A 23,114-nucleotide genomic window follows, 5' to 3' on the forward strand; every position below is an offset into this window, starting at 1 on the left:
CGTGGAGGGATGAGCGACGAGAGCACCGAACGCACCCCGGACGGTCATCACATCGTGGTCGACAGACGCCGCTGGCGGGCGACCGATCCTGACATCCCCGACACCCTTCGGCAGGAACTCGTCGATGAGCTGATGGCCGCTCGACGCGCGGTGCGGACGGACGGCGACACCGCACGGCCGCGCGTGAGCGACGCCAAGCACGCCCTCGGCGAGCGCGGGTACCCGTGGTGGGAGGACCCCACCGATGAGGAACTCGCCACTCGGATCATCGCGACGACGCGCGCGCTGCTCTCCAAGCGCGCCGGGCGGTCGATCTGTCCGAGCGATGTCGCACGCGTCGTCGGCGGCTCCGGTGAGCGCTGGAGATCGGCGATGCCGACGGTCCGCTCCACGGTGGCCCAGATGGCCGCCGATGGCGTCGTCGTCGTGACGCAGAAGGGTGAGGCCGTCGACATCGCGCAGGCTCGCGGCCCCGTGCGGATCTCGCTGGCACCGGCTGAGGATCCGTCGGAGTAGACCGCGCGATACGGTCGAGGGATGCCAGAGATCCACCGCGCCAGAGTCTCCGAGATCGATCCGGTCACGCTGTACCGCATCCTCTGGCTGCGGGTGAGTGTGTTCGTGGTCGAACAGCAGGCCGCCTATCCGGAACTCGACGGGCGGGACATCGAACCGGATGCGGAATTGATGTGGAGCGTGCAGGACGGGGCGGTGGCCGCGACCCTGCGCGTCCTCCGCGATGATGTTTCGGCGATGCGCATCGGTCGTGTGGCCACGGCCGAATGGGCCAGGGGGCAGGGTCATGCTGCTCGACTGATGGATGCGGCCGTCGAGCGCTGCCGCGAGCAGGCGCCGAGCGCGCCCATCCACCTCGACGCGCAACTGCACCTCGAGGACTGGTACGGCAGATTCGGCTTCGTCCGCGCCGGCGCGTCGTACCAGGAGGACGGCATCCCGCACATCCCGATGGTCCGGGAGACGTCAGTCCTCTGAGCCGTCACCCGACGGCAACGTGTGCCAGATCTCGAAGGCCACCTCTGCCGCCCGCTCGGACTCACCTGCGGCGAGGTGCTCGATGAGGCGATCGTGCAGCCCGACGGAGCGTGTGCCGTCACCACCGAAACGGCGACGCTCCATGCGACGCACGAGGGGGTCGTACTGATCGATCACGGCCGCGGCGGCGCGATTCCCTGAGGCGACGATGGGGATGCGGTGCAGCTCATCGTCGGCCGCGTTCGCGTCATCCGTATCGCCGGCGGCGACCGCATCCGCGAAGCGACGGTTCGCATCCCTCATTCCCTCGACCTGCTCCTGCGAAAGCCGGCCGGCCGCCGTCCGAGCGGCCAGTGCATGCATCGCGGCGATCACATCACGCGCATCGCCGGCCGCCTGCTCATCGATCTCGGCGACCGTCGTCGAGCGCCCCGGTTTCGTGACGACGAGCCCACTCGCCGCCAGTCGCAGGAGAGCCTCCCGGATCGGTGTCCGGCTCACGCCGAGCCACTCTGCCAATTCGACGTCCCTCAACTGCTCCCCCGGCTCGAAGGTGTAGTCGACGATCGCGTCGCGGAGCCGCGTGTACACGTCGTCTCGGAGGAGCGAGCGCCCGACGCGGGCGGCATCATCGCGGGGAATCGGCATGCAACATGTTGCGCACGAAAAGCCCCTCCGGGCAAATCGCCGAGCGTGGGAATAGATTGTGGCATGCAATATGTTGCACATCACAATCGACACCGGTCGACCAGGAACCTTCCCGGACCTTCCCGGCGGAGGACGAACGAAAGGGCATCATGAACATCACCGACCAGACAGTCAAGAATGTCGTGCTCGTCCACGGCGCCTTCGCCGACGGATCCGGCTGGCGCGGCGTGTACGACAACCTCACCGACCGGGGGTATCGCGTCTCGATCGTGCAGAACCCGCTCACCTCACTCGAGGACGACGTCGCGGCGACGACCCGCGTGCTCGACCAGCAGGACGGCCCGACGATCCTCGTCGGTCACTCCTGGGGCGGCACAGTCATCACCGAGGCCGGCACTCACCCCGACGTCGCCGGCCTCGTCTACGTCGCCGGCATCTCCCCCGACTCCGGCGAGACGACGTCGAAGCAGTACGAGGGATTCGCCCCCACGCCGGACTTCGTGATCGACGTCGACGAGCAGGGCTACGGATTCCTCACCCGTGACGGCTTCAAGGTCGCGTTCGCCGACGACCTCTCGGACGAGGATGCCGCCTTCCTGCGCGACACGCAGGTACCCATCAACATGTCCGTGTTCGGAGCCCCGGTCTCCGAGGCGGCGTGGCGGACGAAGCCCAGCTGGGCCGTGTACGGCACCGCGGACAACGCTTTCGATCCTGAGATGCTGCGGTCCATGGCAGAGCGCATGGGCGCGCCGATCACCACCGTGCCCGGCAGTCACGCCGCGTACATCTCGCAGTCGGCGCTCGTCGCCGATGTCATCGTCACAGCAGCGGAGAAGGCCCTCGTCAACGCCTCCTGACCACCGACCGTCGGCCCGCGCGCTCATGTTCGTTCGCGCGGGCCAGCGTCGTCTACTCGCCCATCGGGATCCACTCGGTCCAGGTCGTGACCTCCTGCAGGACATCGGGCAGCGGCGCAACGCCGAGCCCAGGAGCCTGCGGCACGTCGAGGTGGCCGTCGCGCATGACGAACGGCTCCGTGAGGTCGGTGCGGTAGAAGCGGTCGCTGACAGACACGTCGCCGGGGAGGACGAATCCCGGCAGAGCCGCGAGCGCGATGTTCGCCGCCCTGCCCAGCCCCGACTCGACCATGCCGCCGCACCACACCGGCACTCCCTGCGCCGCCGCGAGGTCATGGATCCGCCGCGCCTCCAGGTAGCCCCCGACGCGGCCCGGCTTGATGTTGATGACGCTCGTCGCGCCGAGCCGGATCGCCTGCGCCGCGGTGTGCGCCGACGTGATCGATTCGTCGAGACAGATCGGAGTGGACAGCATCCGTGCGAGGTCGGCGTGACCCAACAGGTCCTCCTCGTCCAGCGGCTGCTCGATGAGCAACAGACCGAACTCGTCGAGTCGCGCGAGATGCTGCGCGTCTCGGAGCGTGTAGGCGGTGTTGGCGTCGACCTGCAGAGCGAGGTCATCGCCGAATCGCTCGCGCACTGCGCGCACCACGTCGACGTCCCACCCCGGCTCGATCTTCAGCTTGATCCGCGCGTAGCCCTCCGAGAGGTACGCGTCCACCGCGTCGAGCAGCCGCGGGATCTCGTCCATGATCCCGACGGAGACACCGCACGGCACGCGGGTGCGCACGGCCCCCAGCTCACGCGCGAACGGTCGCCCCTGCGCGCGCAGCTCCGCATCCAGCACCGCCATCTCGACTGCGGCCTTCGCCATCCGATGCCCCTTGATCGGCGCGAGGACCTCCGAGACCATGTGCGCGCCGGCGAGATCGACCCCGGAGAGCGCGGGAACGAGGTGACCGCGCAGAACGTCGACGGCACCGTCGGTGTACTCCGCGGAATACACCGGGTCGGGCAGGGTGACACACTCACCCCAGCCGTCCACGCCGTCCACCACCGCACGGACGAGGAGGATGTCCTTCGTCGTCTGCGTGCCGAACGATGTTCGGAACGGAGACACGAGCGGCATGGCCACCCTGCGCAGTTCGATCCCTTCGAGCTTCATGGTCTCTCCTCCCTGCGGAGCACGTACCCGTCCGCACGATCGAATCCGACGATGCGGTGCCCCGAACCCATCAGGGCGGCGAGTCGTTCGCGCACCTGCTCGCGCCACGCCCGCGCTGCGGACGGATCCTCACGACGGATATGCGCGATGCCGGACGGCACGGGAACGCACACGTCGTCCTCCCGCCGCGGGGTCGGCGTCGGCGCTCCCGCGCGCTCGACGACGGTCTCATCCCGCAGGCGCCAGGTCACCAGCAGCCGGTCCGTCTCGTCACCGCCGTTGACGCCGTCTCGGATCTCCCCGTAGAAGTTCGTCAGGTACTCGGTCGGCTCTGCGCCGAGCTTCTCGATGTTGAAACGGGCATTGCGCGCGACCAGCGGGTCGAACGTCCACTCGATGACGTCGAGGCGGCGGCTCAGCGCCCAGGCGCGCTGATGCTGCTTCAGCGCGAAGCCCACGGATCGGCCGATCATGCCCGACGCGACCCCGGTGACATGACTGTGCAACGCACGTCGATCGGGATCGCCGTGGAAGGCGATGCCGACACCGACGGGCTCCGCACCGGCGAAGGCCCCGCCCACGTACCCGCCCGCCTTGCCGAGCGCGCGCAGCAGCTCCGGCGGTACGACGGGGTTCTCGGGGGCGCGCCCCCAGATGTCGGCGAGCAGCGCGATGGCCTGCGCTTGGGCGTCCACGTCATCGAGCTCTCGAACCCGCACCCCGGCCGCCGACGCAGCACGTTCGGCGTCGCGGATCGCACGCTCGACGATGGGATCCTGCATCCGTTGCACCTGCCCTTTCGTGGGGCCGCGGCAGAGCCCCTGCGCCCACTGTAGAGCGCGCGGCGGGCCGCACACCTCGCAGATCTGCCCGGATCTCGCAGGGATACCAGGAGTCTCTGCGAGATTCAGGTGATTCTGCGAGATGGATGGACCGCCGGCGGCGCTCAGCCCGCCTCCTCCTTCTTCCTCCTCCGCATCTCGTGAAGAATCGGTTCCGTGTACCCGTTGGGTTGCGCTGCACCTTCGAGGATGAGCCGGCGTGCAGCCTCGAAGGCCAGCCCGCCGCCCTCCGCGCCGAGCAACGGCTCGTAGGACGGATCGCCGACGTTCTGCCTGTCGACCACGGCCGAGAGTCGTCGCATGCTCGCTTCGACATCGTCCGCGCTGATCACACCGTGGAGGAGCCAGTTCGCGAGCAGCTGACTGGAGATGCGCAGGGTCGCGCGATCCTCCATCAGCGCGACACCGTGGATGTCGGGCACCTTGGAGCAGCCGACGCCCTGATCCACCCAGCGCACGACGTAGCCGAGGATCGACTGGACGTTGTTGTCGAGCTCGGTGGCCACCGCCTCCGCGCTCAAGGGTGCTTCGGCGAGCGGCAGGATCAGCATCTCGCTGCGATCGATGCGGTCAGCCGACCGCAGTCGGGCTTGGATCTCATGCGCGTCCAGCTCGTGATAGTGAAGCGCGTGCAACGTCGCCGCCGTCGGCGACGGCACCCACGCCGTGGTGGCGCCGGACCGCACGTGGGCGGACTTCTGCTCGAGCATGTCCATCATGAGATCGGGCATCGCCCACATCCCCTTGCCGATCTGAGCCCGCCCGGACATTCCCGCTCGCAGTCCCGCCTGGACGTTTGACTTCTCATACGCACGCATGAAGGGCTGTTCCTTCATGCGTGACTTCGGCACTACAGGGCCGGCGCACATGGAGGTGTGGATGTCGTCGCCGGTGCGGTCGAGGAATCCGGTGTTGATAAAGGCCACGCGAGAACGCGCCTCCCAGAGACAGGCACGGAGATTGAGCGAGGTCCGCCGTTCCTCGTCCATGATGCCGATCTTGATCGTGTTCTCCGGCAGCCCGAATAGCTCCTCCACGCTGCGGAAGAGCTCGACGGACAACGCGACTTCCTCCGGCCCGTGCATCTTCGGCTTGACGATGTACAGAGATCGTGTCCGTGAATTGCGCGCCCGGCCGTCATCCCGCAGATCCTCGAGAGCTCCGAGTGTGGTCATCACCGCATCGAGGATGCCCTCCGGTACCGGGGCTCCGTGAGCATCGATCACCGCATCCGTGGTCATCAGATGACCGACGTTGCGCACCAGTAGCAAAGACCTCCCGGGTAGGTGGACCATGCCACCGTCCGGGGCGGTGCACTCTCGATCCGGATTCACGGCACGGGTGAAGGTCCGCCCTGCCTTGGTCACCTCGGCAGTCAGCGTGCCGCGCATGAGGTCTCGCCAGTTGCGGTAGCCGAGCACCTTGTCGTGCACGTCGACCGCGGCGACCGAGTCCTCCAGATCCATGATGGTCGTCACGGCAGACTCGAGGACGATGTCCCGCACGCCCGCCGGATGGGTTCGCCCGACGGGGTGGGACCCATCGATCACGACTTCGACGTGAAGGCCGTGATGCACGAAGAAAAGGGACTCCGGAGCCTCTGCAGCTCCGCGGAATCCCACGAACTGCGCGACGTCCTCCAGACCGTCGCGAGCATCTCCGCTGCGCGCCACCACGGCGCCGTCGCGCACCAGGTACCCGTCGACGGCCGCGTGCGACGACGAGAGAAGCGGCACGGTGCGATCGAGGAACTCATGCCCGATCCGTATGACCTCCGCACCCCTGGCAGCGTTGTATCGGGCACCCCGCTGCAGCTCCCCTTGCTCCGACACCGCATCCGTGCCGTAGAGCGCGTCGTAGAGCGATCCCCATCGTGCGTTGACCGCGTTGACGGCGAACCGTGCGTTCAACAGCGGGACGACGAGTTGCGGTCCGGCCATCTCCGCGATCTCGCGATCGACGTCCGGCGTCGAGACCTCGAACTCCGCCGGCTCCGGCACGAGGTACCCGATCTCTTCGAGGAATTTCCGGTAGTGCGCCGGCTCGGGCTGGCCCGGAGAAGACCGGTGGTACGCGTCGATCTGCGCTTGCAGTTCGACGCGTCGAGCGATCAGTGTGCGATTCCGCTCGGACAGATCCTCGATGATCGCGCGCACGCCTCGCCAGAAGGCGTCCGCGTCGATGCCGGTCCCCGGCAGGCTCTCGGTCACGAAGTCGAACAGAGGTGCTGCGATGTCGAGGCCCTCGACACGGATCCGCCCGCTCATGCCGTCGCCACCGGGTCGGCGCCGATCTCGGTCAGCACCTGCGCCGCGATCTCGGCATCCTGATCCGGGCGCCCGCCTGCCACCCCGAGACCACCCACGTGCATCCCGTCGAAGACCAGCGGGACTCCGCCGTGGATGCTGGTGAGAATGCCGCCGCTCCCGTGCTCCAGCGCGGTCGCCAGCTCCGGTGCGAGCAGGGCGGTCGGCCGCCGGGTCGAGGCCGCCGTCATCGCCTTGCGCCGGCTGGTCTCGCGGCTGTGCGGGGTCGCACCGTCGGCGCGCCCGTATGCCACGGGTTCCATGGCGGGATCCGCGACATACGCGACGAGGCGCAGACCGGCGAGCTGCCCAGCCGCGATCACCGCTGCCACCGCGCGCGCAGCGGTGTCGTAGGACACGGTCTGCTGAGCGTAGTGGGGGGCTGCGCCGCCGCTGTGTGACGATCCGGTCATTCCGTCTCTCCTTGCCATGTTGCTGCGATCTGCGTCATCGACGCGATCCAGATGTCCGAACGGGCCTGCATTGCGCCGAGGAACCGCTCGAGCATCTCGAATCTGTGCGGCCGCCCGATCGACTGCGGGTGCAGGGTGATCGCGACCGCCCCGCCCGGCTCCTCTCTGGCCGCCCAGTCGATCATGCTCTGCCAACGTTTGAGGACGAGATCGGGATCCGCCATGCCAGGATTGCCCCCGAACTCGAACTCGAACGAGAACCAGTCCTCCTGGTCGACGGTGGTGCTGAACTCGAGGACATCGTGGCGCGCCCCGTAGCGGGTGCCACGCTCCGGGTGCCGTTCGAGAACGCGGCGCGGGCGGTAGGGGTGCACATCACCGCCGGCCAGAGAGCTGTCCCACTCGAATCCGAACTCGTCGAGCAGGTCAAGCGTGTGCGGTGTGGTCGGTCCACCGGGCGCCCGGTAGCCCTTGGGCCGTGATCCGAACATCCCCTCGTAGGCATCGACCTGGCGCCGGAGAAGATCCCGCTCGGCCTCCAGACTGAGGCCGGCGAGCGACTCGTGGCAGACCCCGTGGCAGAACACCTCGTGGTCACGGGCGATCCGCAGTGCGAGTTCCGGCCAGGTCCGGTACGTATGCACCGGCATCCCCCAGCTCGTGGAGATCCCCAGCCGGTTGAAGAGCGCGAGAAGACGCGGAGCTGCGACCTCTCCGCAATAGCGCCCCTTCGACATGGTCGTCTCGTCCTGTTCACGGCCTTTGGCGAGCCAAAGCGATTCGCCGTCGAAGTCCACCGTGATCGCGACGGCCACCGCTGCCCCATCGGGCAGTCGCAGGGTCACGATGCCTCCTCCTCGGTCACGGACATCGCCCCACCCAGATACGCCGACATGCCGCCGTCGACGACCATGTTGGAGCCCGTCACGAAGGAAGCGGCGTCGGAGGCCAGGAAGAGCGCTGCCGCGGCGATCTCGCCCGGCAGTCCGACACGACCGGCGGGACGAACGGCTCCCCAGCGGCGCAGCGCGCCTTCTTCGTCACCGGTCGTCTGCGCCTCGCGGCGGAGGATCGGGGTGTCCACAGCCCCGGGCGAGACGGCATTGACCCGAATTCCGTGCGGTCCGCCCTCGATCGCGAGTGCGTTCGACAGTGCGAGGACGCCGGCTTTGGAGATCGCATACGCGCTGAGATCGGCCGTCGTGCGCCAGGCGTGCGGCGAGGCGGTGAGCACGATCGATCCACGGATGTCACGGGCGCGCATGCGCAAGTACCCGTGACGGACGAGGTTGTAGACGCCGACAAGATTGACGGCGAGGACGCCCTCAAGTTCAGCCGTCGAGGTCTCCGAGACCGTCTTGGCCCAGGTAATGCCGGCGTTGGCGAACACGACGTCCAGACCCCCGTGCTCGGCGATCACCTGATCGAGCGCATCCATGACTGCGTGCTCATCGCGCACGTCGCACCGGATGGTGGGGAATTCCGCGCCATCCGCCTCGGCGACATCGATGTTGACGACGCGGCATCCCTGAGCGAGGAATTGTTCGGCGGCGGCCCGGCCGATCCCGGTGGACCCGCCTGAGAGGACGACGACGCGCCCTCTCAGGTCGGGGTACACCGGGAGCGAACCGGCCATCGGGGGAACCTCGGTCACTCGGCGGCCCGGAGCTCGAAGGACTCGACCGCGCTGCCACCAAGGTTCCAGCCCTCGAGAATGTCCTGGTAGACGCCCTGCGACTCGAGCTCGGTCAGCGCAGCGGCGATGGCCTGGAGGAGCTGCTCGTTCTCGGCGAGCGCGACGATCCCGTACTTTGTTGGGTCGAGCTGCTCATCGAGGAGGGCGAACTCGCCTTCGGCCTTCGACATCTCGTACGCCTCGTACTCGACCCCCATGATGAGCGCGTCCGAGCGGCCCTGCTGCAGCTGCGTGACCTGCTGGGGGATCTGGTCCAGCGGCAGCACGTCGATCGGATCCAGGCCTTCCGCGACGCAGTGGTCTTCCGAGACCTTCTCCGCCAGTTCGGGGTACTGGGTCCCCTTGTTGGCCGTCACGGTACGGCCGCACAGGTCTCCGAACGAGGCGATCTCCTCGGCGTCGTCCGCTCGCACCATGAAGGTCGTGTACGACTGGAAGTAGTCGACGAACGAGTAGCCCGCGGCACGGCGCTCATCGGTCGAGAGCACAGCAGAGAACACGATGTCCGTTCGGCCACTGTCCAGCGACGGGAGGAGCGCGGCGAAGTCTGCGGTCGTCTCGGTGCGGATCTCCACGCCAAGCACCTCGCTGACCGCATCCATGAGTTCGGGATCGATCCCGCTGAGGGTGCCATCCGCATCCTCGAACTCGAGGGGCGCGTTGGGGATCTGGGTCATGTTCGTGATGTATCCGCGCTCGGCGATCTCGTCGGGGAGGAGCGCGTGGATCTCCGGGTAGGCGATCTCCTGATCGTCTCCGGCGGGCACTGCGGCGCTGTCGGTGGATGCGCAGCCGGCGAGGGCGAGGGCAGCGATCCCCACGACGGCGGCGAGGGCGCGGGAGTGGTGACGGGTCATGATTCTCCTTGGTTCGGGGTGTGAGCGGTTCGGGTTTTCGGGTGAGGGCGGAGTGTTCGCGGGACGTGCCTGCGAGTCAGAGGGCGTGTTGGCCGACGAATCGTCGGATGCGCTCGGGCGCCTCGGCGCCGAGGATGGCCTCGGTCGTACCTTCGGCGACGACCGCGCCCGACTCCATGAAGACGATGCGGTCGGCGACCTGACGGGCGAACGCCATCTCGTGCGTGACGAGAACCATCGTCATGCCGGACTCGGAGAGCTCTCGGATGACAGCGAGTACTTCACCGACGAGCTCGGGGTCCAGTGCCGAGGTCGGCTCGTCGAAGAGCATCACCTCCGGTTTGAGCACCAGCGCGCGAGCGATCGCGACGCGCTGCTGCTCTCCGCCGGAGAGCTGCGAGGGGTAGTGATCGAATCGGTGGGACAGCCCGACTCCGGCGAGCGCGTCGCGCGCCTCGGCCGTGGCCCGTGCCGCACCGATGCGCTGGGTATGGCGCAGGGCAAAGGCGACGTTCTCCAGCGCCGTCATGTTCCCGAAGAGGTTGAAGCGCTGGAAGACCATGCCGAGCTTTCGACGCTGGAGGACGAGCCTGCGCTCGCTCAGCTCGACGTATACGTCGCCACGCCGGCCGTAGCCGACGATCTCGTCATGGAACCGGACGTACCCGGCAGAGGGCTGTTCGAGGTGGTTGAGGCAGCGAAGCAGCGTGCTCTTCCCCGACCCGGATGGGCCGATGATGGCGACTGTCTCACCCGCACGACAGCGCAGATCGACCTCTGTGAGCACCTGGGCCCCGTGGAAGGACTTGCTCACTCCGACGGCCTCGAGGACGACGCCGTCGTGATCGCGCAGGATCTCGTTCATCATGCACCTGCCATCGCGCCTGCGGCGGGCGTGCGGCGCCCCACCGTCCTGCCAGCCTTGCCCGTGAACGAGTACTTCGCCTCGATGAAGTGCTGTCCGATGCTCAGCACCGATGTCACCGCCAGGTACCAGATCGAGGCCACAATGAGCAGCTCCATCACCCGGCCGGTGTTGTAGTAGATGGTCTGACTGGTCGTCAGCAACTCGGTGTACCCGATCGCCGCAGCGAGCGAGGTCGTCTTCAGCAGGGTGATCGCCTCGTTCCCGGCAGGCGGGAGGATGCTGCGCATCGCCTGGGGCAGCACGATGAACATCATCGCGCGCGGCGCATGGATTCCGAGGGCCCTGCTCGCGTCCCGCTGGCCCTTGTCGACCGACATGATGCCGCCGCGGAAGATCTCGGCGAGATACGCCGCTTCACTGAGCGCCAGCGCGAGAGTGGAGGCGACGAAGGGCGTGACCAGCTCGACGGTGGAGACCTCTCCGCGACCGGGAACCCAGATCATCGGGAAGACGATGGCGATGTTGAACCACACGAGGAACTGGACGTACACAGGGACGCCGCGGAAGAACCAGACGAACGCGGATGCGGCCGCTCGCAGCACACGCGGCCCCGCGACCTGCATCATCGCGACGATGAACCCGATGCCGACGCCCAGGATGAGGGACACCACCCAAAGCATGAGCGTGGCGGCGAGTCCATCGAGGATGCGCGGGCTGAAGAAGTAATCGGCCACGAACGACCACTGGATGTTGCTCGTGGCGAAGGCGTACCCGACGCCCACGAGGAACATGATCACGACCGCGGAGATCAGACCGCGACCAAACGCTCTGCGGTCGCGGAGGACGACGCCGGGCGGCGATTCCGCGACGGAGACTGGGGTTACACGGCTCATCGAATCCCTTTCGACTCTGGCTTGGAGTTGATCGTAGGGGAAGAATGTTTCATCCGTGCAACAAATATTTCCTGTGTGTAAACTATTCGCCAGTCGGCAGACAACCCGCGAACCGGGCGGATAGTGTCGCCTCGATGGATATTCAACGACGGCGGAAGGGTGCTTCATGAGAGCGATCCCTGTCGAGCCCCGGGACTCTGCCTCGGCGATCGGTGCTCGGCTGCGCGCGGCACGAACGGCGCAGCAGATGACGATCGAACAGCTCGCTCACGCGAGCGGACTCACGAAAGGCTTCCTCAGCCGAGTCGAGCGGGATCAGACCTCACCAAGCGTGAGCAACCTCGTCTCCTTGTGCGATGTGCTCAACATCTCCGTGGGAACGCTGTTCACCGAACCCGACCTCGTCTTCGTGGCTGCCGACGACGCACCCGAGATCGATCTCGGGGGAACGGCGGTCGATGAGCGACTGCTCTCCCCGCGCCGGGAGAGTCGCATCCAGGTCATCCGCTCACGCGTCCGCGCGGGCGAGAGCGGGGGCGGCGGTAACGAGCTGTACGCCCTTAACGCCGAGATCGACTTCCTCCACGTCGTCGCGGGGAGCGTCCGTGTCCTCTTCGCCAACAATGCGCTGACGATGGCGGCGGGTGACTCACTCACGCTCGACGGGCGGGAACCGCACAGCTGGGAAGTCGTCGGGGACGACGGTTGCGACCTCATCTGGGTGCTGGCACCGGCGACGTGGGCCGGTCAGGCGCTCAGCCCGCCCTAGGAGGCCTCGGGCAGCCTCCCCGTGCACACCGCCTCGGTGTGCGCGCTCATCAGAGCGCCCTGACATCCGACCCACCCCTCCGCACGAAGGACGATCATGACATTCGATTCCACGATGGAAGTCTCCGACGGGAAGTTCCACGCGCTCATGGGCCCGGAAGGAGCCCCCGGCTTCTCGGATCACTCCGAGCTCGAGGCCACCTGGGGGCGCCGCTGGGGCGCCGCTGACGAGGTGAGTCGACTGCGTTCCGTACTTATGCGCCGACCGGCGGCGGGGCTGGCACAGATCGACCCCGCGGCGTACTCCCGCGAACTCGACGCCCTCGTGGACCCCGCCCGGCGCTGGTACTGGACCGGCAAGGATGCCCCCGACCTCGACAGGGTCGCAGCGGAGCACGACGGTTTCGCGGACGTGCTGCGAGCCAACGGCGTCGAGGTCGTGTACGCAGACCCTCTGCCGGACTTCACCAAAGCCGTGTACACCCGTGACCCGCTGATCACAGTCCCCGGCGGAGCGATCATCACACGACTGGCCGCTCGCATGCGCCGTGGAGAGGAGCAATCTATCGCGCGTGCCGTCGCAGGCGCGGGGATGCCGATCCTGGGCACGATCACGGGCGAAGGCGTCGTCGAGGGCGGCACCTTCGTCAAAGTGCGGCGCGACCAGGCCTTCCTCGGCACATCCGTCCGTACCACACCCGAGGGGCACCGGCAGCTCGCCCGCATGCTCGAGCCGCACGGAATCACCCTGCACCGGGTCTCACTGCCCGGTTATCTGATCCACCTCGACATGTGCTCCTCGATGATCGACGACGACCTGGCGCTCGTCAACCCCCGGCTCGCTCCGTACGACTACATCAGTGCCCTGGAGGGCCTCGGCATCGAGCTCGTCGAGGTACACCCCTCGGAGGAGTGGGCGAGCAACCTCCTGGTCCTCGATCGACGACGAGTGATCATGCCGGACCATCTCCCGCGCACGGCCGACCGCCTCGCGGCCAAGGGCGTCGAGGTCATCGCAGTGCCGTATCGCGAGATCCTCAAGAACGGCGGAGGACTCCACTGTTCGACGATGGAACTGCAGCGGGACTGGAGCTGACGATGACCGATCGGACAGCACAGGAGTCCTTCCTCGACGACTTCGCGCGACTCTCGTCCTTCGGCGCGACCGCCGGAGGCGGCGTCGAGCGGCTCGCCGGTTCACCGGAGCATGCACAGCTACGCGAGTGGCTCGCTGGTCGCTTCGTCGCACACGGATTCACCGCGCATTTCGACGCGATCGGGAATCTGTTCGGCCTCGCGGAGCTCGTGCCCGGCGCCCCGTTCGTGCTGTTCGGCTCACACACCGACAGCCAGCCACTCGCAGGACGCTTCGACGGCGCCTACGGGGTGCTGACGGCGCTGCATGCCGCGTCGCGCGTGGTCGACGACCACCGCCGGGCGGGCTCGGCTCCGACCTACAACATCGCGATCGTCGACTGGTTCAACGAGGAGGGCGCGAGGTTCAAGCCGAGCATGATGGGTTCCGGCGTGTTCACCGGCAAACTCACCCTCGCCGATGCGCTGGCGACTCGGGATCCGGCGGGGACGAGCGTCGCGTCCGCGCTCCGCAGCACCGCGATGCACGGTGACTTCACCTCTCCGCCGCTCGCAGCGTACGGAGAGATCCACATCGAGCAGGGCCGGTCGATGGATGCCGCCGGTGTGACCATCGGTGCCGTCGATGCCACGTGGTCGGCCTACAAGTATGAGGTCGTCGTGCACGGCGAGCAGGGGCACACAGGATCGGCGCGCATGAGTGACCGGCGGGATGCTCTGCTCGGTGCCGCACACCTCGTCACCGCGGTCCACGACCTCATCGAGCACTTCGAGGTCGATGAGCTGCACACCTCCGTCGGGGAGTTCACGGTCGCTCCGAACTCCCCCGTCACCATCGCACGTGAAGTACGACTTCTTGCCGATCTTCGCGCGGAGACGACAGGGCTCCTGGACGAGGCGTTCGCGCATCTCGAGTCGAGGATCGCCGAGATCGAGCAGCGCACGCGTACGCGCATCGAGATCGTCTCACGATCTGTCTGGCGGAGCGGACCGTTCCTGCAGGGCGGCATCCGTCTCATCGAACGCTCCGCTGCGGCGCACGGCTTCAGCCAGGGGAGAGTCAAGACGCTCGCGGGTCACGACGCGACGAACATGAAGGACATGATCCCGACCCTGCTCGCCTTCATCCCGAGCGTCGACGGGATATCGCACAACGAACGCGAGTTCAGCACCGACGCCGACATGCTCGCAGGTCTCTCGGTGTTCGAGGACGTCGTCCGGGAGCTCTCCACGAACGGTATGCCGGAATGACCGATATCGGACCCGTAGGGCACACGCACCAGCACCGGGTCACCGTGGCTCGCGCCGTCATGTCGCTCATCGCGGCGTACGGCGTCGACACGGTCTTCGGCATCCCCGGCACGCACAACATCGAGCTGTATCGACCGCTCCAGGAGCTCGGCCTCCGCACGGTGACCACCCGACACGAGCAAGGGGCAGTGTTCGCGGCGGACGGGTGGTCCTCGACCCGCGGGATCCCCGGCGTCGTCATCACGACATCCGGACCCGGTCTGCTCAACGCCCTGTCCGCCGCAGGGACGGCGTGGGCGGAGTCGCGCCCCCTGCTCCTGCTCTCCCCCGGGCGCGAACGGGGTCTGCCCATAGAGCGCTCCGGGGCCCTGCACGAGACGAAGGATCCTCTCGGCGCGACGGCGAGCGTGCTGTCGTGGAGCCGGCGGGCGGAGAGCGCCTCGGAAGCGATCGACGCCGTGCATGACGCGTTCCGCTTCTTCCGCTGCGCGCGACCGGGCCCCGTGCACGTCGAGCTGCCTCTCGACCTGCTCACCGAAGCGTGGTCGGCAGCGCTGCCGCAACCCCGGCGGATCGAGGCCGCCCCCTTGCCCCCGCATCCGGAAGTGCATCGCGCGAGCGAGATCCTCTCGGCGGCGGCACGCCCCGCCATCCTCGCCGGTGGGGGCTCGGCATCGGCGGGGTCGAGCTTGCAGACGCTCGCCGAGCGGCTGGGCGCGCCGGTCGTCACCACGGTGAACGGCAAGGGCGTTATCTCGGAGCGGCATCCACTCGTCGTCGGCTCCGACATCCGCCTTCCGGCGGTCCAGAGCCTGCTCAGCAGTGCAGACGTCCTTCTTGTCGTCGGATCCGACATCGGGGATGCCGAGCTGTGGGGCGGATCGATCACGCCCGAGAAGATCATCCGGGTCGATATCGATCCGGCACAGACGCGACGCCTTCTCGACCCCGCGGTGGTCCTCGTCGGCGATGCGGAGGTCATCATCCCGCTGATCCTGCAGGACTCCTCCCTTTCCGACGCTGCACGCCTCTCCGGGACCGCGCGCGAATGCTGGACCGACGTGGCCGCATTGCGCGATGAGGTGTCGCAGATGACACGCAGGTCGCACCCCGAGTTGTCGCGCATCGTGGACGAGGTCGCGACGGTGCTCCCCGTCGATGCGATCATCGCCGGCGATTCGTCGCAGGTCACCTACCTCGCGACGTCGACTCTGTTCCGCAGCGTGCAGGCCGGCCAGCTCCTGTACATGCCCACCTACGCCACGCTCGGTTACGGCCTGCCGGCGGCGCTGGGGGCGAAGATCGCCGCGCCGGAACGCACCGTTGTCGGGCTCATCGGAGACGGCGCGCTGATGTTCTCGGTGCAGGAGTTCGTGACGGCTGTCGAGCAGCGGCTGTGCCTTCCGATCGTGTGCGTCGACAACGGCGGTTACGGAGAGATCCGCGACAACATGACCGACGCGGGCATGACGCCGGTCGGCGTCGACCTGGTGCAGCCGGATTGGGCTGCCCTGGGATCGGCGCTGCGCGGACGCGGTTGCGTCGCGACGCCGGACTCGGTGGGCGATGCCGTCCGCGACGCACTCCAGCATCTGTTGCCCACGCTGATCCACGTCCGCGTGGAGCACTCCGGGTAGCGCGCGCCTCGCAGGTCGCTCAGAGAGCGGGCGGCGCAGGAGGCTGCGACTTCCGCCGGCGGGCGACGAGGACGATGGTCACCGATGCCGCGACCGCGATCGCGCCGGCGGCGAGGAGCACCGCTGCCGCCGCCGCGACGCGGCGAGCGGGCCGGGAACGGATGGTGGCCATGGGGCGACGCGTCACCAGTCTCATTGCCGGCGCGTGTGCGCCTCTCGAGTGTCGGCGGCTATGCTCGCACATGCTCGACGTCGCGCCGGACGCCGGGGCGGCACTAGAGCAGGGCCGCTCAGCGCGCGGCGAGCGCCTGACCCATCCGCTCCACGGCCTCCCGCATGATCGGCCGTGGCGTGGCGAAGACGAAGCGGGTGAAGCCGACCGCGGCAGCCCCGCATGCCGCACCATCGGTCATCGCGACGTCGGCGTGCTCGCGGAACCAGGCGCCGAGGTCGCCGCTCAGTCCGGTCTCACGGAAGTCGAGGAGGGCGATGTAGGTGCCCTCCGGCATGGTCATCCGCACCCCGGGCAGGTGCTCCGCGACGAGTTCGGCGAGCAGGCGGCGGTTGCCGTCGAGGTAGTCGACGACATCGTCCAGCCACGTGTCGCCGGACTCGTACGCGGCGATGTTCGCCAACGCTCCGGTGGTCGAAGTGCCGTGTCCGGTCCAGCCGCCGTCCGCCTCCCAGGCATCCAGGGTCTCCGCGTTCGAGAAGATGATCTGCGCGCACTTGAGTCCGGCGAGGTTCCACGCCTTGGAGGCGGACACCGCCGTCATCGTGTGACCCGCCGCCACCGGCGAGACGGAGCCGTAGGGCACGTGCTCCGCGGGCGCGTACACGAGCGGTGCGTGGATCTCGTCAGAGAACACCCGTCCTCCTGCTGCCGCCACGGTCTCGGAGATCCGCAGCAGCTCATCGCGGGTGGCGACCGTGCCGAGCGGGTTGTGCGGGTTGCACAGGACGAGCAGTTCCCCGCCGTCCTCGAACGCCGTAGCCACCCCGTCGAGGTCCATGGCCCACCGGCCGTCGACCTGGATGCTCGGCACCTCGATCACGCGTCGGCCCAGCCGCGGCGGCACGGAGAGGAACGGCATGTACGCCGGGGTGGGCACGATCACCGCTCCGCCCGGTGAGGTGAACTGGGCGATCGCGAACTCGAAGGCGACGATGACGTCGGGCACGAGCCGCACCTGGTCGGCTGTGATGTCCCAGCCGTGCCGCCGCGTGTACCGGTCCGCGGTCGCAGCCTGGAGCGTCGTCGCCACGTGCTGCGGCAGGTAGCCCGTCAGTCCGGTCTCCAGCGAGCGATCGATCGCCTCGGTGATGGCGGGGGCGACCCCGAAATCCATCTCCGCGACGAATGCGCCGATCGCGTCGGGGAACATCGTCCACTTCATGCTGCCCGCTCGGCGCAGGTCGCTCTGGGTGATCGCATCGAACGGATGACGGGTCATGCTGCTCCTTCGCGTCGTCCCTCCATTGTCTCGGAGTTCACCGACGCGGGGCCCGATCCGCGGGAACCCGCGTCACGGACCGTCTTCGCCCCCCGGGCTCCGTCCGTGAAACGGTGTCACCGACAGCCTCGATCATCGGCGAAACTGTGATCAGATCACCACGCCGACGGTCCGATCCGGCCACGGCCATTCGACGATGAGGACAGACGATGGCGTCGCACATCACAGGAGAGCCGCCCGCGGACGCCGGGGCGGGTTCTCCCGGTAATCAGAGCAAGCGGGCGTCCCTCGCCGGCTTCGTCGGGTCTGCTCTCGAGTACTACGACATGTACATCTATGCGTCTGCCTCAGCACTGGTCTTCTCACGTGTGTTCTTCCCCGACGCAGGATCGACAGGTCTGTTGTACTCGCTCGGTCTCTACGGCGTCGCGTATCTCGCGCGTCCTCTCGGCGGCTTCATATCCGGCCACCTCGGCGACCGTTTCGGGCGGCGCAACATCATGATCCTCACCCTGCTCGTGATGGGCCTGGCTACCTTTCTGATCGGATGCCTGCCGGCGTACGACACGGTGGGAATCCTGGCTCCGACGATGCTCGTCCTTCTCCGGTTGTGTCAGGGACTTTCCGTCGGCGGCGAGCTCGCAGGCGCGACCTCGCTGACTCTCGAGCACGCTCCCGCGGGCCGGCGCAGTCTGTACACATCCTGGGCCGTCAACGGCATCTGGGTGGGGTGCATCATCGCGACGTTCGCCTTCATCGGTGTTGCCGCACTCCCCGAGGACCAACTCATGGCTTGGGGATGGCGCGTACCGTTCTGGTTCAGCGCGATCATCCTCGTCGTCGGGCTCGTGATCCGGCGCACGGTGCGCGACCCGGAGGCGTTCCTCGCCGAACAGGAGGAAGGTGGTACAGCTCGGGTACCGCTCGCAGAAGTCCTGCGCCATCAGCCACGAGACGTCGTACGTCTGATCTTCGCGGCCTTCCTCCTCGTGATCAGCACGACCGTTCCGGTATACGGACTCACGTACGCCACGAACGTCGCAGGGGTGCCCGCGTCGACGACGTTGTGGGCGGTGATATCCGGGTATGCCGTCGCACTCGTGACGCAGCCGCTACTCGCTGCCCTCAGCGACCGTGTCGGACGCAAGCCTGTTCTGATCGGCGGCAACCTCGTCGGAGGGGCCTCCGTCTGGCTGTTCTTCTCCGCCGTCGCCGCCGCGGACGTTCCGTTGATCTTCACCGGGATGATCTTGTGCGTCGCCGTCGGGTTGGCAGCCACGAACGCCGTGTACCCCGGTTATTTCGCAGAACTCTTCCCCGTCCGATATCGCGTCACGGGGATGGCCGTCAGCCTGCAACTCGGACTGGTACTGACCGGGTTCTCCCCTGTCATCATCCAAGCGATCTCCGCGGCCAATGGCGACGCCTGGTGGCCGGCGGCCGCATACACGACGCTTGCCTGCCTGATCTCCTCCGTTGCGATCGCCAGCGGGCGGGAGACATATCGGGTCGCACTGGAAGACCTCGGCCCTCGCCGCTGACATACCGCCCGGCGGTCGCGGCCACTACCCTCGATCGGACGCGACGTTCTCGTCGGCCACGATGTCCAACGGCATCGTGCTCGTGTCGAGCAGTTCGTTCTCGTCCTGCTCGGCGACGAGCTCGGTCGCCTCCGCTTTCGTCTCGACCGTCGGGAACGACCCCTTCAGCGGCCGCCCCGCAGTCTCCTTCATCGTCAGCATGGCCACGCCGCCGAGCGCGGCGAAGAACATGATGTAGAACGCGGGCATGTAGGTGTTGCCCGTGAGGTCGATGAGCGCCTGGCTGAACAGCGGCGTCGTTCCTCCGAAGAGCGAGACGGCGAGGTTGTACGCGATCGCCATCGCTCCGAACCGCGACGCGGTCGGGAACAGGGCAGGAAGAGCGGATGCCGCGATCGCGACGTAGAACGCCACCGGGATGGCGACCATCGCCAGGGCGATGAACACCGCCCACTCCTGCCCGATCTGCATGACGGTGAACGCGGGGATCATCAGCACGATGGTGGAGCCGACCGCGATTCCGTACACGGGCTTTCGCCCGATGCGGTCCGAGAGTCGTCCGATCAGCGGCAGACACGCGCTCATCAGGACGAGTACGGGGACGGTCGCGACGGCCGCCATGAGGTTCGAGACCCCGACCTCGGTCTCCAGGTACGTCGGCATGTAGCTTGTGAGCGCGTATCCGGCCGTGTTCGTCGCCGACACCAGGGCGATGCCGATGAGCACCTCCCGCCAGTGGTGCTTGAAGATGCCCACGACGCCGAGCCGCCCGAGCGGGTCATCGCCCGCACCGGCGCGGAGGTCGTCGGTCTCCGCCTCGAACGCCGGCGTCTCCGGGATCTTGAGCCGGAACCAGATCGCCACCGCTCCGAGCGGGATCGCGACGAGGAACGGGATGCGCCATCCGTACTCGGTCATGGCATCCGGACCGGAGATGCCCTGGGTGATCCACGTCGTCACCGCGACCGTGGAGGCACCGGCGGCGAACCCGACGTAGGACCCGACGTCGAGGAATGACGACCAGAAGCCACGGGAGCGGTCGGGCGAGAACTCCGACACATAGGTCGTCGCCCCGGCGTACTCGCCACCGGTCGAGAAGCCCTGCACCATCTTGAGGAAGTACAGCGGCACGACGGCCCAGAGGCCGATCGCCTCCGACGTGGGCAGCACGCCGATGAGCGCCGTCGCCACCGCCATCATCGTCATGGTGAGGAACAGCACCTTCTGCCGTCCGATCCGATCTCCGAGCGGGCCGAGGATGAACCCGCCCAGCGGCCGGACCAGGAACGAGATCGCGAACCCGAACAGCGTCAGCAGCAGCCCGAGGCCGCCGGGAGCGTCGGAGGTGAAGACGGCCGTGAGGGTGACGGCGAGGTACCCGTAGATGCCGAAGTCGAACCATTCCATGAAGTTGCCGACGACGGTGCCCGAGATCGCGGTGCGCAACTTCGACTTCTTCACGACGAGGACATCATCCACGGCGAGTCTTCTCCTGCGGCGGCTGACGGGCTTGCTCCGACTGGTCATCTCACTCCCCTGTGCGCATCGGACGCGTTCCGATGAAGCGCCGACCAAGCTACCGGCCGTGCGCGAAGACGCCGACAGGCTTGACACGCACGACCGGCCCGGGCAAGGGGCGGCGAACAGCTCCGGAACAGGCGCTACCACCGCCTGAACCCGGCCGTCAACCCCCCGTTGCCGAAAGTCACCTGTGTGCCACCATCGGAACATCACAACCGAAGGAGACTCCCCATGAACATCGCACTGGTGGTCATCATCGTCGTCGCTATCGTCCTTGCGATCGTCGGAGGCCTCACCGAGGCTCTCGGCTGGTTGCTGTGGGTCGCGCTCATTGTCGGAGTCATCGCGCTGATCGCCTTCCTCTTCAGGGTGATCAGTGGCGGACGCAACCGCGTCTGACCCAGACCAAGATCGAGAAAGCCGGGCCGTGACATCGTTCACGGCCCGGCTTTCTCGTGTCTCCCGTCAGTGCCCCGCCATCGCTCGGCGGTCGACCTCCTCCTGGTCGGCGACGTACGGCGTTCCATGGGTGTGGAAGGTCGGAACCGTCTTCATCCCCCAGGCCTGCCCTCTGGCCCGCTCCGCCTGCGACCACTCCACGACGGGTGAATCCGGATCCATGATGAGGCGTGCCTGGGCGTTCGCGAACTCGATGCGATTACCGCCCGGCTCCCAGACATAGAGGAAGAACGTCTGGTTGATCGCGTGCTTGTACGGTCCGTATTCAATGTGGATGCCGTTCTCAAGGCAGATGTCCGCCGCTCGAAGGATATCGTCACGCGAGTCAGGGGCGAAGGCGAAGTGGTGGAACCGCCCACGCTCTCCCGTCCAGTCGTCGGAATACACGACGTCGTATGACTTCTGATGGAACCGGAACCACCAGGCGCCGTATCGCCCGTCGTCCAGACGGACGCGCTCGGACTCCCGCGCCATCATGACATCGCGCCAGAACTCGCCGCTGGCGTTCACGTCCGAGGCCAGGTAATTGATGTGGTCGAGCCGCCGCGCGTTGATACCCCGCCCAGGGAACGCAGACGCCTGGTTCTTGAGTGCGGGGCGATCTTCGTCGTCCGGCACGTAGTGCTCGGTGTCGTAATAGAGGGCCATCAGGTGCCCGTCAGGATCCTCGAACTCGTACGAACGGCCGACGCCTACCTCCGGATCTCGCCACCCGTGCCCGAGACCGGTCCGTTCGATCGCCGCCACCCGGCGCTCGAGCGCGTCCTGGGACGACGCCCGGTAGAGCGTGCGCCCTGCGCCGTTGGTGTCGAACGCCGTCAACTTGAGCGAGTACAGCTGATACTCGTCCCAGCAGCGCAGGTACGCGGAGTCGCCGATGCGAGCGACCTCGCGCATGGCGCAGACGTCGCGGAAGAAGCGCAGGCTCTCCTCGAACTTCGGCGTGCGCAGTTCGATCGCACCCATATGCGCCAGGTCGAAATTCTCCGGAACAGCCATGTGATCCTCGTCTCCTCGGCGTCAGGGGATGAGCCTGCCGCCATCCATCACGATCGTCTGCCCGGTGATGTAGGCAGATTCGTTCGACAACAGGAACACGACGAGGTAGGCAGTCTCCCACGCGGTGCCGAAACGCCCCATCGGAATGCCGATACCGGATCGCGCTGCGCGCTTGCGCCCCCCACTTCGGCCGAGCGGTGTGTCGATGAGACCGGGGGCGACGACGTTGCACCGCACCTGCCTTGGAGCATTCTCGCGCGCGGCATGAAGACACAGTGCCGTCAACGACGCCTTCGATGCACTCATCGCCGGCACCTCCCCGGCGGCGCTGAACGCCGAGGTCGACGACATGAGAACCACGGACCCCAGTCCGTCCGGGAGCAACGACATTCCGTGCTTGACGGCGAGGAAGTGAGAACGCGCGTTCACCGCGAACACACGCTCCCAGGTGTCCACGTCCGTGCCCGCGAGACGTACGCCACCGTCGATCCCGACGTTCATGAAGATCCCGTCGAGGCCTCCCATGAGCGACGAGGCCTCCTCCAGCATCCGCTGCACGGAGGATTCGTCGGTCGCGTCGCCGGAGACGGCGTAGCTCGCGACGCCCTCCGCGCGCACGAGTCGCGCCGTCTCCTCGGCGAGCTCCAGACTGAGATCGGCGACGACGACCGCCGCGCCCTCCCTGCCGGCGAGGATGCTGACGGCCCGGCCGTTGCCGGGAACATCATCATCGCCATGCTGCGCCTGACCGCCGCCGACGACGAGGATCTTCCGACCGCTCAGTCGACCACGGCCCGGGGCGACACCACGGGATTCGGGCGACAGTTCCATCAGCGTCCTCTCACTCA

Annotated in this window: 24 protein-coding genes; 9 read left to right on the forward strand and 15 right to left on the reverse strand. The window is 67.4% G+C overall.

What is annotated here, in order from left to right; translation table 11 throughout:
- The first annotated feature begins 9 nt into the window (after positions 1 to 9).
- Positions 10 to 516 carry a DUF3253 domain-containing protein gene (locus HD600_RS05315; RefSeq protein ID WP_184282056.1) on the forward strand — a complete coding sequence of 169 codons (507 nt, stop codon included), beginning with the start codon at positions 10 to 12 and terminating at the stop codon, positions 514 to 516.
- A 21-nt stretch (positions 517 to 537) separates the two neighbouring features.
- Positions 538 to 993 (forward strand): GNAT family N-acetyltransferase, encoded by a 456-nt coding sequence (locus HD600_RS05320; RefSeq protein WP_184282058.1) that lies wholly within the window; start codon positions 538 to 540, stop codon positions 991 to 993.
- Here the strand turns inward: HD600_RS05320 and HD600_RS05325 are convergent.
- Positions 982 to 1,641 (reverse strand): GntR family transcriptional regulator, encoded by a 660-nt coding sequence (locus tag HD600_RS05325; RefSeq protein WP_184282060.1) that lies wholly within the window; start codon positions 1,639 to 1,641, stop codon positions 982 to 984. The two genes, HD600_RS05320 and HD600_RS05325, sit on opposite strands and share 12 nt — an antisense overlap.
- A 149-nt stretch (positions 1,642 to 1,790) precedes the next feature.
- Between HD600_RS05325 and HD600_RS05330 the strand changes: the two genes are divergently transcribed.
- Entirely contained in the window at positions 1,791 to 2,501 is a 711-nt protein-coding gene (locus HD600_RS05330; protein ID WP_184282062.1) for an alpha/beta fold hydrolase, read from the forward strand.
- A 52-nt stretch (positions 2,502 to 2,553) separates the two neighbouring features.
- Here the strand turns inward: HD600_RS05330 and menC are convergent, their stop codons facing one another.
- The 9 genes from menC to HD600_RS05375 all read right to left on the reverse strand — a co-directional run bounded on the left by menC (position 2,554) and on the right by HD600_RS05375 (position 11,541).
- On the reverse strand, positions 2,554 to 3,666 hold the full coding sequence (gene menC / locus HD600_RS05335) for an o-succinylbenzoate synthase (RefSeq protein WP_184282064.1): 1,113 nt from the start codon (positions 3,664 to 3,666) through the stop codon (positions 2,554 to 2,556).
- Positions 3,663 to 4,448 (reverse strand): GNAT family N-acetyltransferase, encoded by a 786-nt coding sequence (locus HD600_RS05340; protein ID WP_184282066.1) that lies wholly within the window; start codon positions 4,446 to 4,448, stop codon positions 3,663 to 3,665. The genes menC and HD600_RS05340 overlap by 4 nt, the downstream gene beginning before the upstream one ends.
- A 164-nt stretch (positions 4,449 to 4,612) precedes the next feature.
- Entirely contained in the window at positions 4,613 to 6,775 is a 2,163-nt protein-coding gene (locus HD600_RS05345; protein ID WP_184282068.1) for a malate synthase G, read from the reverse strand.
- Complete coding sequence (locus HD600_RS05350; RefSeq protein ID WP_184282070.1) at positions 6,772 to 7,227, reverse strand: GlcG/HbpS family heme-binding protein; 456 nt, start codon at positions 7,225 to 7,227, stop codon at positions 6,772 to 6,774. Before HD600_RS05350 ends, HD600_RS05345 begins: the two co-directional genes overlap by 4 nt.
- Positions 7,224 to 8,072, reverse strand: a complete 849-nt coding sequence (locus tag HD600_RS05355) for a polysaccharide deacetylase family protein (RefSeq protein ID WP_184282072.1) — start codon at positions 8,070 to 8,072, stop codon at positions 7,224 to 7,226. The genes HD600_RS05350 and HD600_RS05355 overlap by 4 nt, the downstream gene beginning before the upstream one ends.
- The gene (locus HD600_RS05360; RefSeq protein WP_184282074.1) at positions 8,069 to 8,863 is read right to left on the reverse strand and encodes an SDR family NAD(P)-dependent oxidoreductase; all 795 of its coding nucleotides are present in this window, start codon (positions 8,861 to 8,863) and stop codon (positions 8,069 to 8,071) included. Before HD600_RS05360 ends, HD600_RS05355 begins: the two co-directional genes overlap by 4 nt.
- 14 nt (positions 8,864 to 8,877) lie before the next feature.
- Positions 8,878 to 9,780 carry a transporter substrate-binding domain-containing protein gene (locus HD600_RS05365; RefSeq protein WP_184282076.1) on the reverse strand — a complete coding sequence of 301 codons (903 nt, stop codon included), beginning with the start codon at positions 9,778 to 9,780 and terminating at the stop codon, positions 8,878 to 8,880.
- 76 nt (positions 9,781 to 9,856) lie between these two features.
- Complete coding sequence (locus HD600_RS05370) at positions 9,857 to 10,648, reverse strand: amino acid ABC transporter ATP-binding protein (RefSeq protein WP_241731626.1); 792 nt, start codon at positions 10,646 to 10,648, stop codon at positions 9,857 to 9,859.
- Positions 10,645 to 11,541, reverse strand: coding sequence for an amino acid ABC transporter permease (locus HD600_RS05375; protein WP_184282078.1), 897 nt, complete (start codon positions 11,539 to 11,541; stop codon positions 10,645 to 10,647). Before HD600_RS05375 ends, HD600_RS05370 begins: the two co-directional genes overlap by 4 nt.
- A 166-nt stretch (positions 11,542 to 11,707) precedes the next feature.
- Between HD600_RS05375 and HD600_RS05380 the strand changes: the two genes are divergently transcribed.
- The 4 genes from HD600_RS05380 to HD600_RS05395 all read left to right on the forward strand — a co-directional run bounded on the left by HD600_RS05380 (position 11,708) and on the right by HD600_RS05395 (position 16,292).
- Positions 11,708 to 12,310: a helix-turn-helix domain-containing protein gene (locus tag HD600_RS05380; protein ID WP_184282080.1), complete on the forward strand. Its 603-nt coding sequence runs from the start codon at positions 11,708 to 11,710 to the stop codon at positions 12,308 to 12,310.
- Positions 12,311 to 12,406: 96 nt separating this feature from the next.
- Complete coding sequence (locus HD600_RS05385; RefSeq protein WP_184282082.1) at positions 12,407 to 13,405, forward strand: dimethylarginine dimethylaminohydrolase family protein; 999 nt, start codon at positions 12,407 to 12,409, stop codon at positions 13,403 to 13,405.
- A gap of 2 nt (positions 13,406 to 13,407) precedes the next feature.
- Positions 13,408 to 14,655, forward strand: coding sequence for a M20 family metallo-hydrolase (locus HD600_RS05390; RefSeq protein WP_184282084.1), 1,248 nt, complete (start codon positions 13,408 to 13,410; stop codon positions 14,653 to 14,655).
- Positions 14,652 to 16,292: a thiamine pyrophosphate-binding protein gene (locus tag HD600_RS05395; RefSeq protein ID WP_184282086.1), complete on the forward strand. Its 1,641-nt coding sequence runs from the start codon at positions 14,652 to 14,654 to the stop codon at positions 16,290 to 16,292. Before HD600_RS05390 ends, HD600_RS05395 begins: the two co-directional genes overlap by 4 nt.
- Positions 16,293 to 16,311: 19 nt before the next feature.
- Here HD600_RS05395 and HD600_RS05400 read toward each other — a convergent pair whose 3' ends face one another.
- Entirely contained in the window at positions 16,312 to 16,464 is a 153-nt protein-coding gene (locus HD600_RS05400) for a hypothetical protein (RefSeq protein WP_184282088.1), read from the reverse strand.
- 118 nt (positions 16,465 to 16,582) lie between these two features.
- Positions 16,583 to 17,746 carry a MalY/PatB family protein gene (locus HD600_RS05405; RefSeq protein ID WP_184282090.1) on the reverse strand — a complete coding sequence of 388 codons (1,164 nt, stop codon included), beginning with the start codon at positions 17,744 to 17,746 and terminating at the stop codon, positions 16,583 to 16,585.
- A gap of 209 nt (positions 17,747 to 17,955) precedes the next feature.
- Between HD600_RS05405 and HD600_RS05410 the strand changes: the two genes are divergently transcribed.
- Complete coding sequence (locus tag HD600_RS05410) at positions 17,956 to 19,287, forward strand: MFS transporter (protein WP_184282092.1); 1,332 nt, start codon at positions 17,956 to 17,958, stop codon at positions 19,285 to 19,287.
- Positions 19,288 to 19,311: 24 nt separating this feature from the next.
- On the opposite strand, the gene HD600_RS05415 is transcribed toward HD600_RS05410, so the two are convergent.
- Positions 19,312 to 20,814, reverse strand: a complete 1,503-nt coding sequence (locus HD600_RS05415; protein WP_184282094.1) for an MFS transporter — start codon at positions 20,812 to 20,814, stop codon at positions 19,312 to 19,314.
- Between the two features lie 225 nt (positions 20,815 to 21,039).
- On the opposite strand from HD600_RS05415, the gene HD600_RS05420 reads away from it, so the two are divergent.
- Positions 21,040 to 21,207 carry a hypothetical protein gene (locus tag HD600_RS05420; protein ID WP_184282096.1) on the forward strand — a complete coding sequence of 56 codons (168 nt, stop codon included), beginning with the start codon at positions 21,040 to 21,042 and terminating at the stop codon, positions 21,205 to 21,207.
- A gap of 66 nt (positions 21,208 to 21,273) precedes the next feature.
- Here the strand turns inward: HD600_RS05420 and HD600_RS05425 are convergent, their stop codons facing one another.
- The gene (locus HD600_RS05425) at positions 21,274 to 22,266 is read right to left on the reverse strand and encodes a VOC family protein (RefSeq protein ID WP_184282098.1); all 993 of its coding nucleotides are present in this window, start codon (positions 22,264 to 22,266) and stop codon (positions 21,274 to 21,276) included.
- 21 nt (positions 22,267 to 22,287) lie between these two features.
- Positions 22,288 to 23,097: an SDR family NAD(P)-dependent oxidoreductase gene (locus HD600_RS05430; RefSeq protein ID WP_184282100.1), complete on the reverse strand. Its 810-nt coding sequence runs from the start codon at positions 23,095 to 23,097 to the stop codon at positions 22,288 to 22,290.
- Positions 23,098 to 23,114 lie beyond the last annotated feature (17 nt).

The sequence above is a fragment of the Microbacterium ginsengiterrae genome, assembly GCF_014205075.1.
GTDB classification, from domain to species: domain Bacteria; phylum Actinomycetota; class Actinomycetes; order Actinomycetales; family Microbacteriaceae; genus Microbacterium; species Microbacterium ginsengiterrae.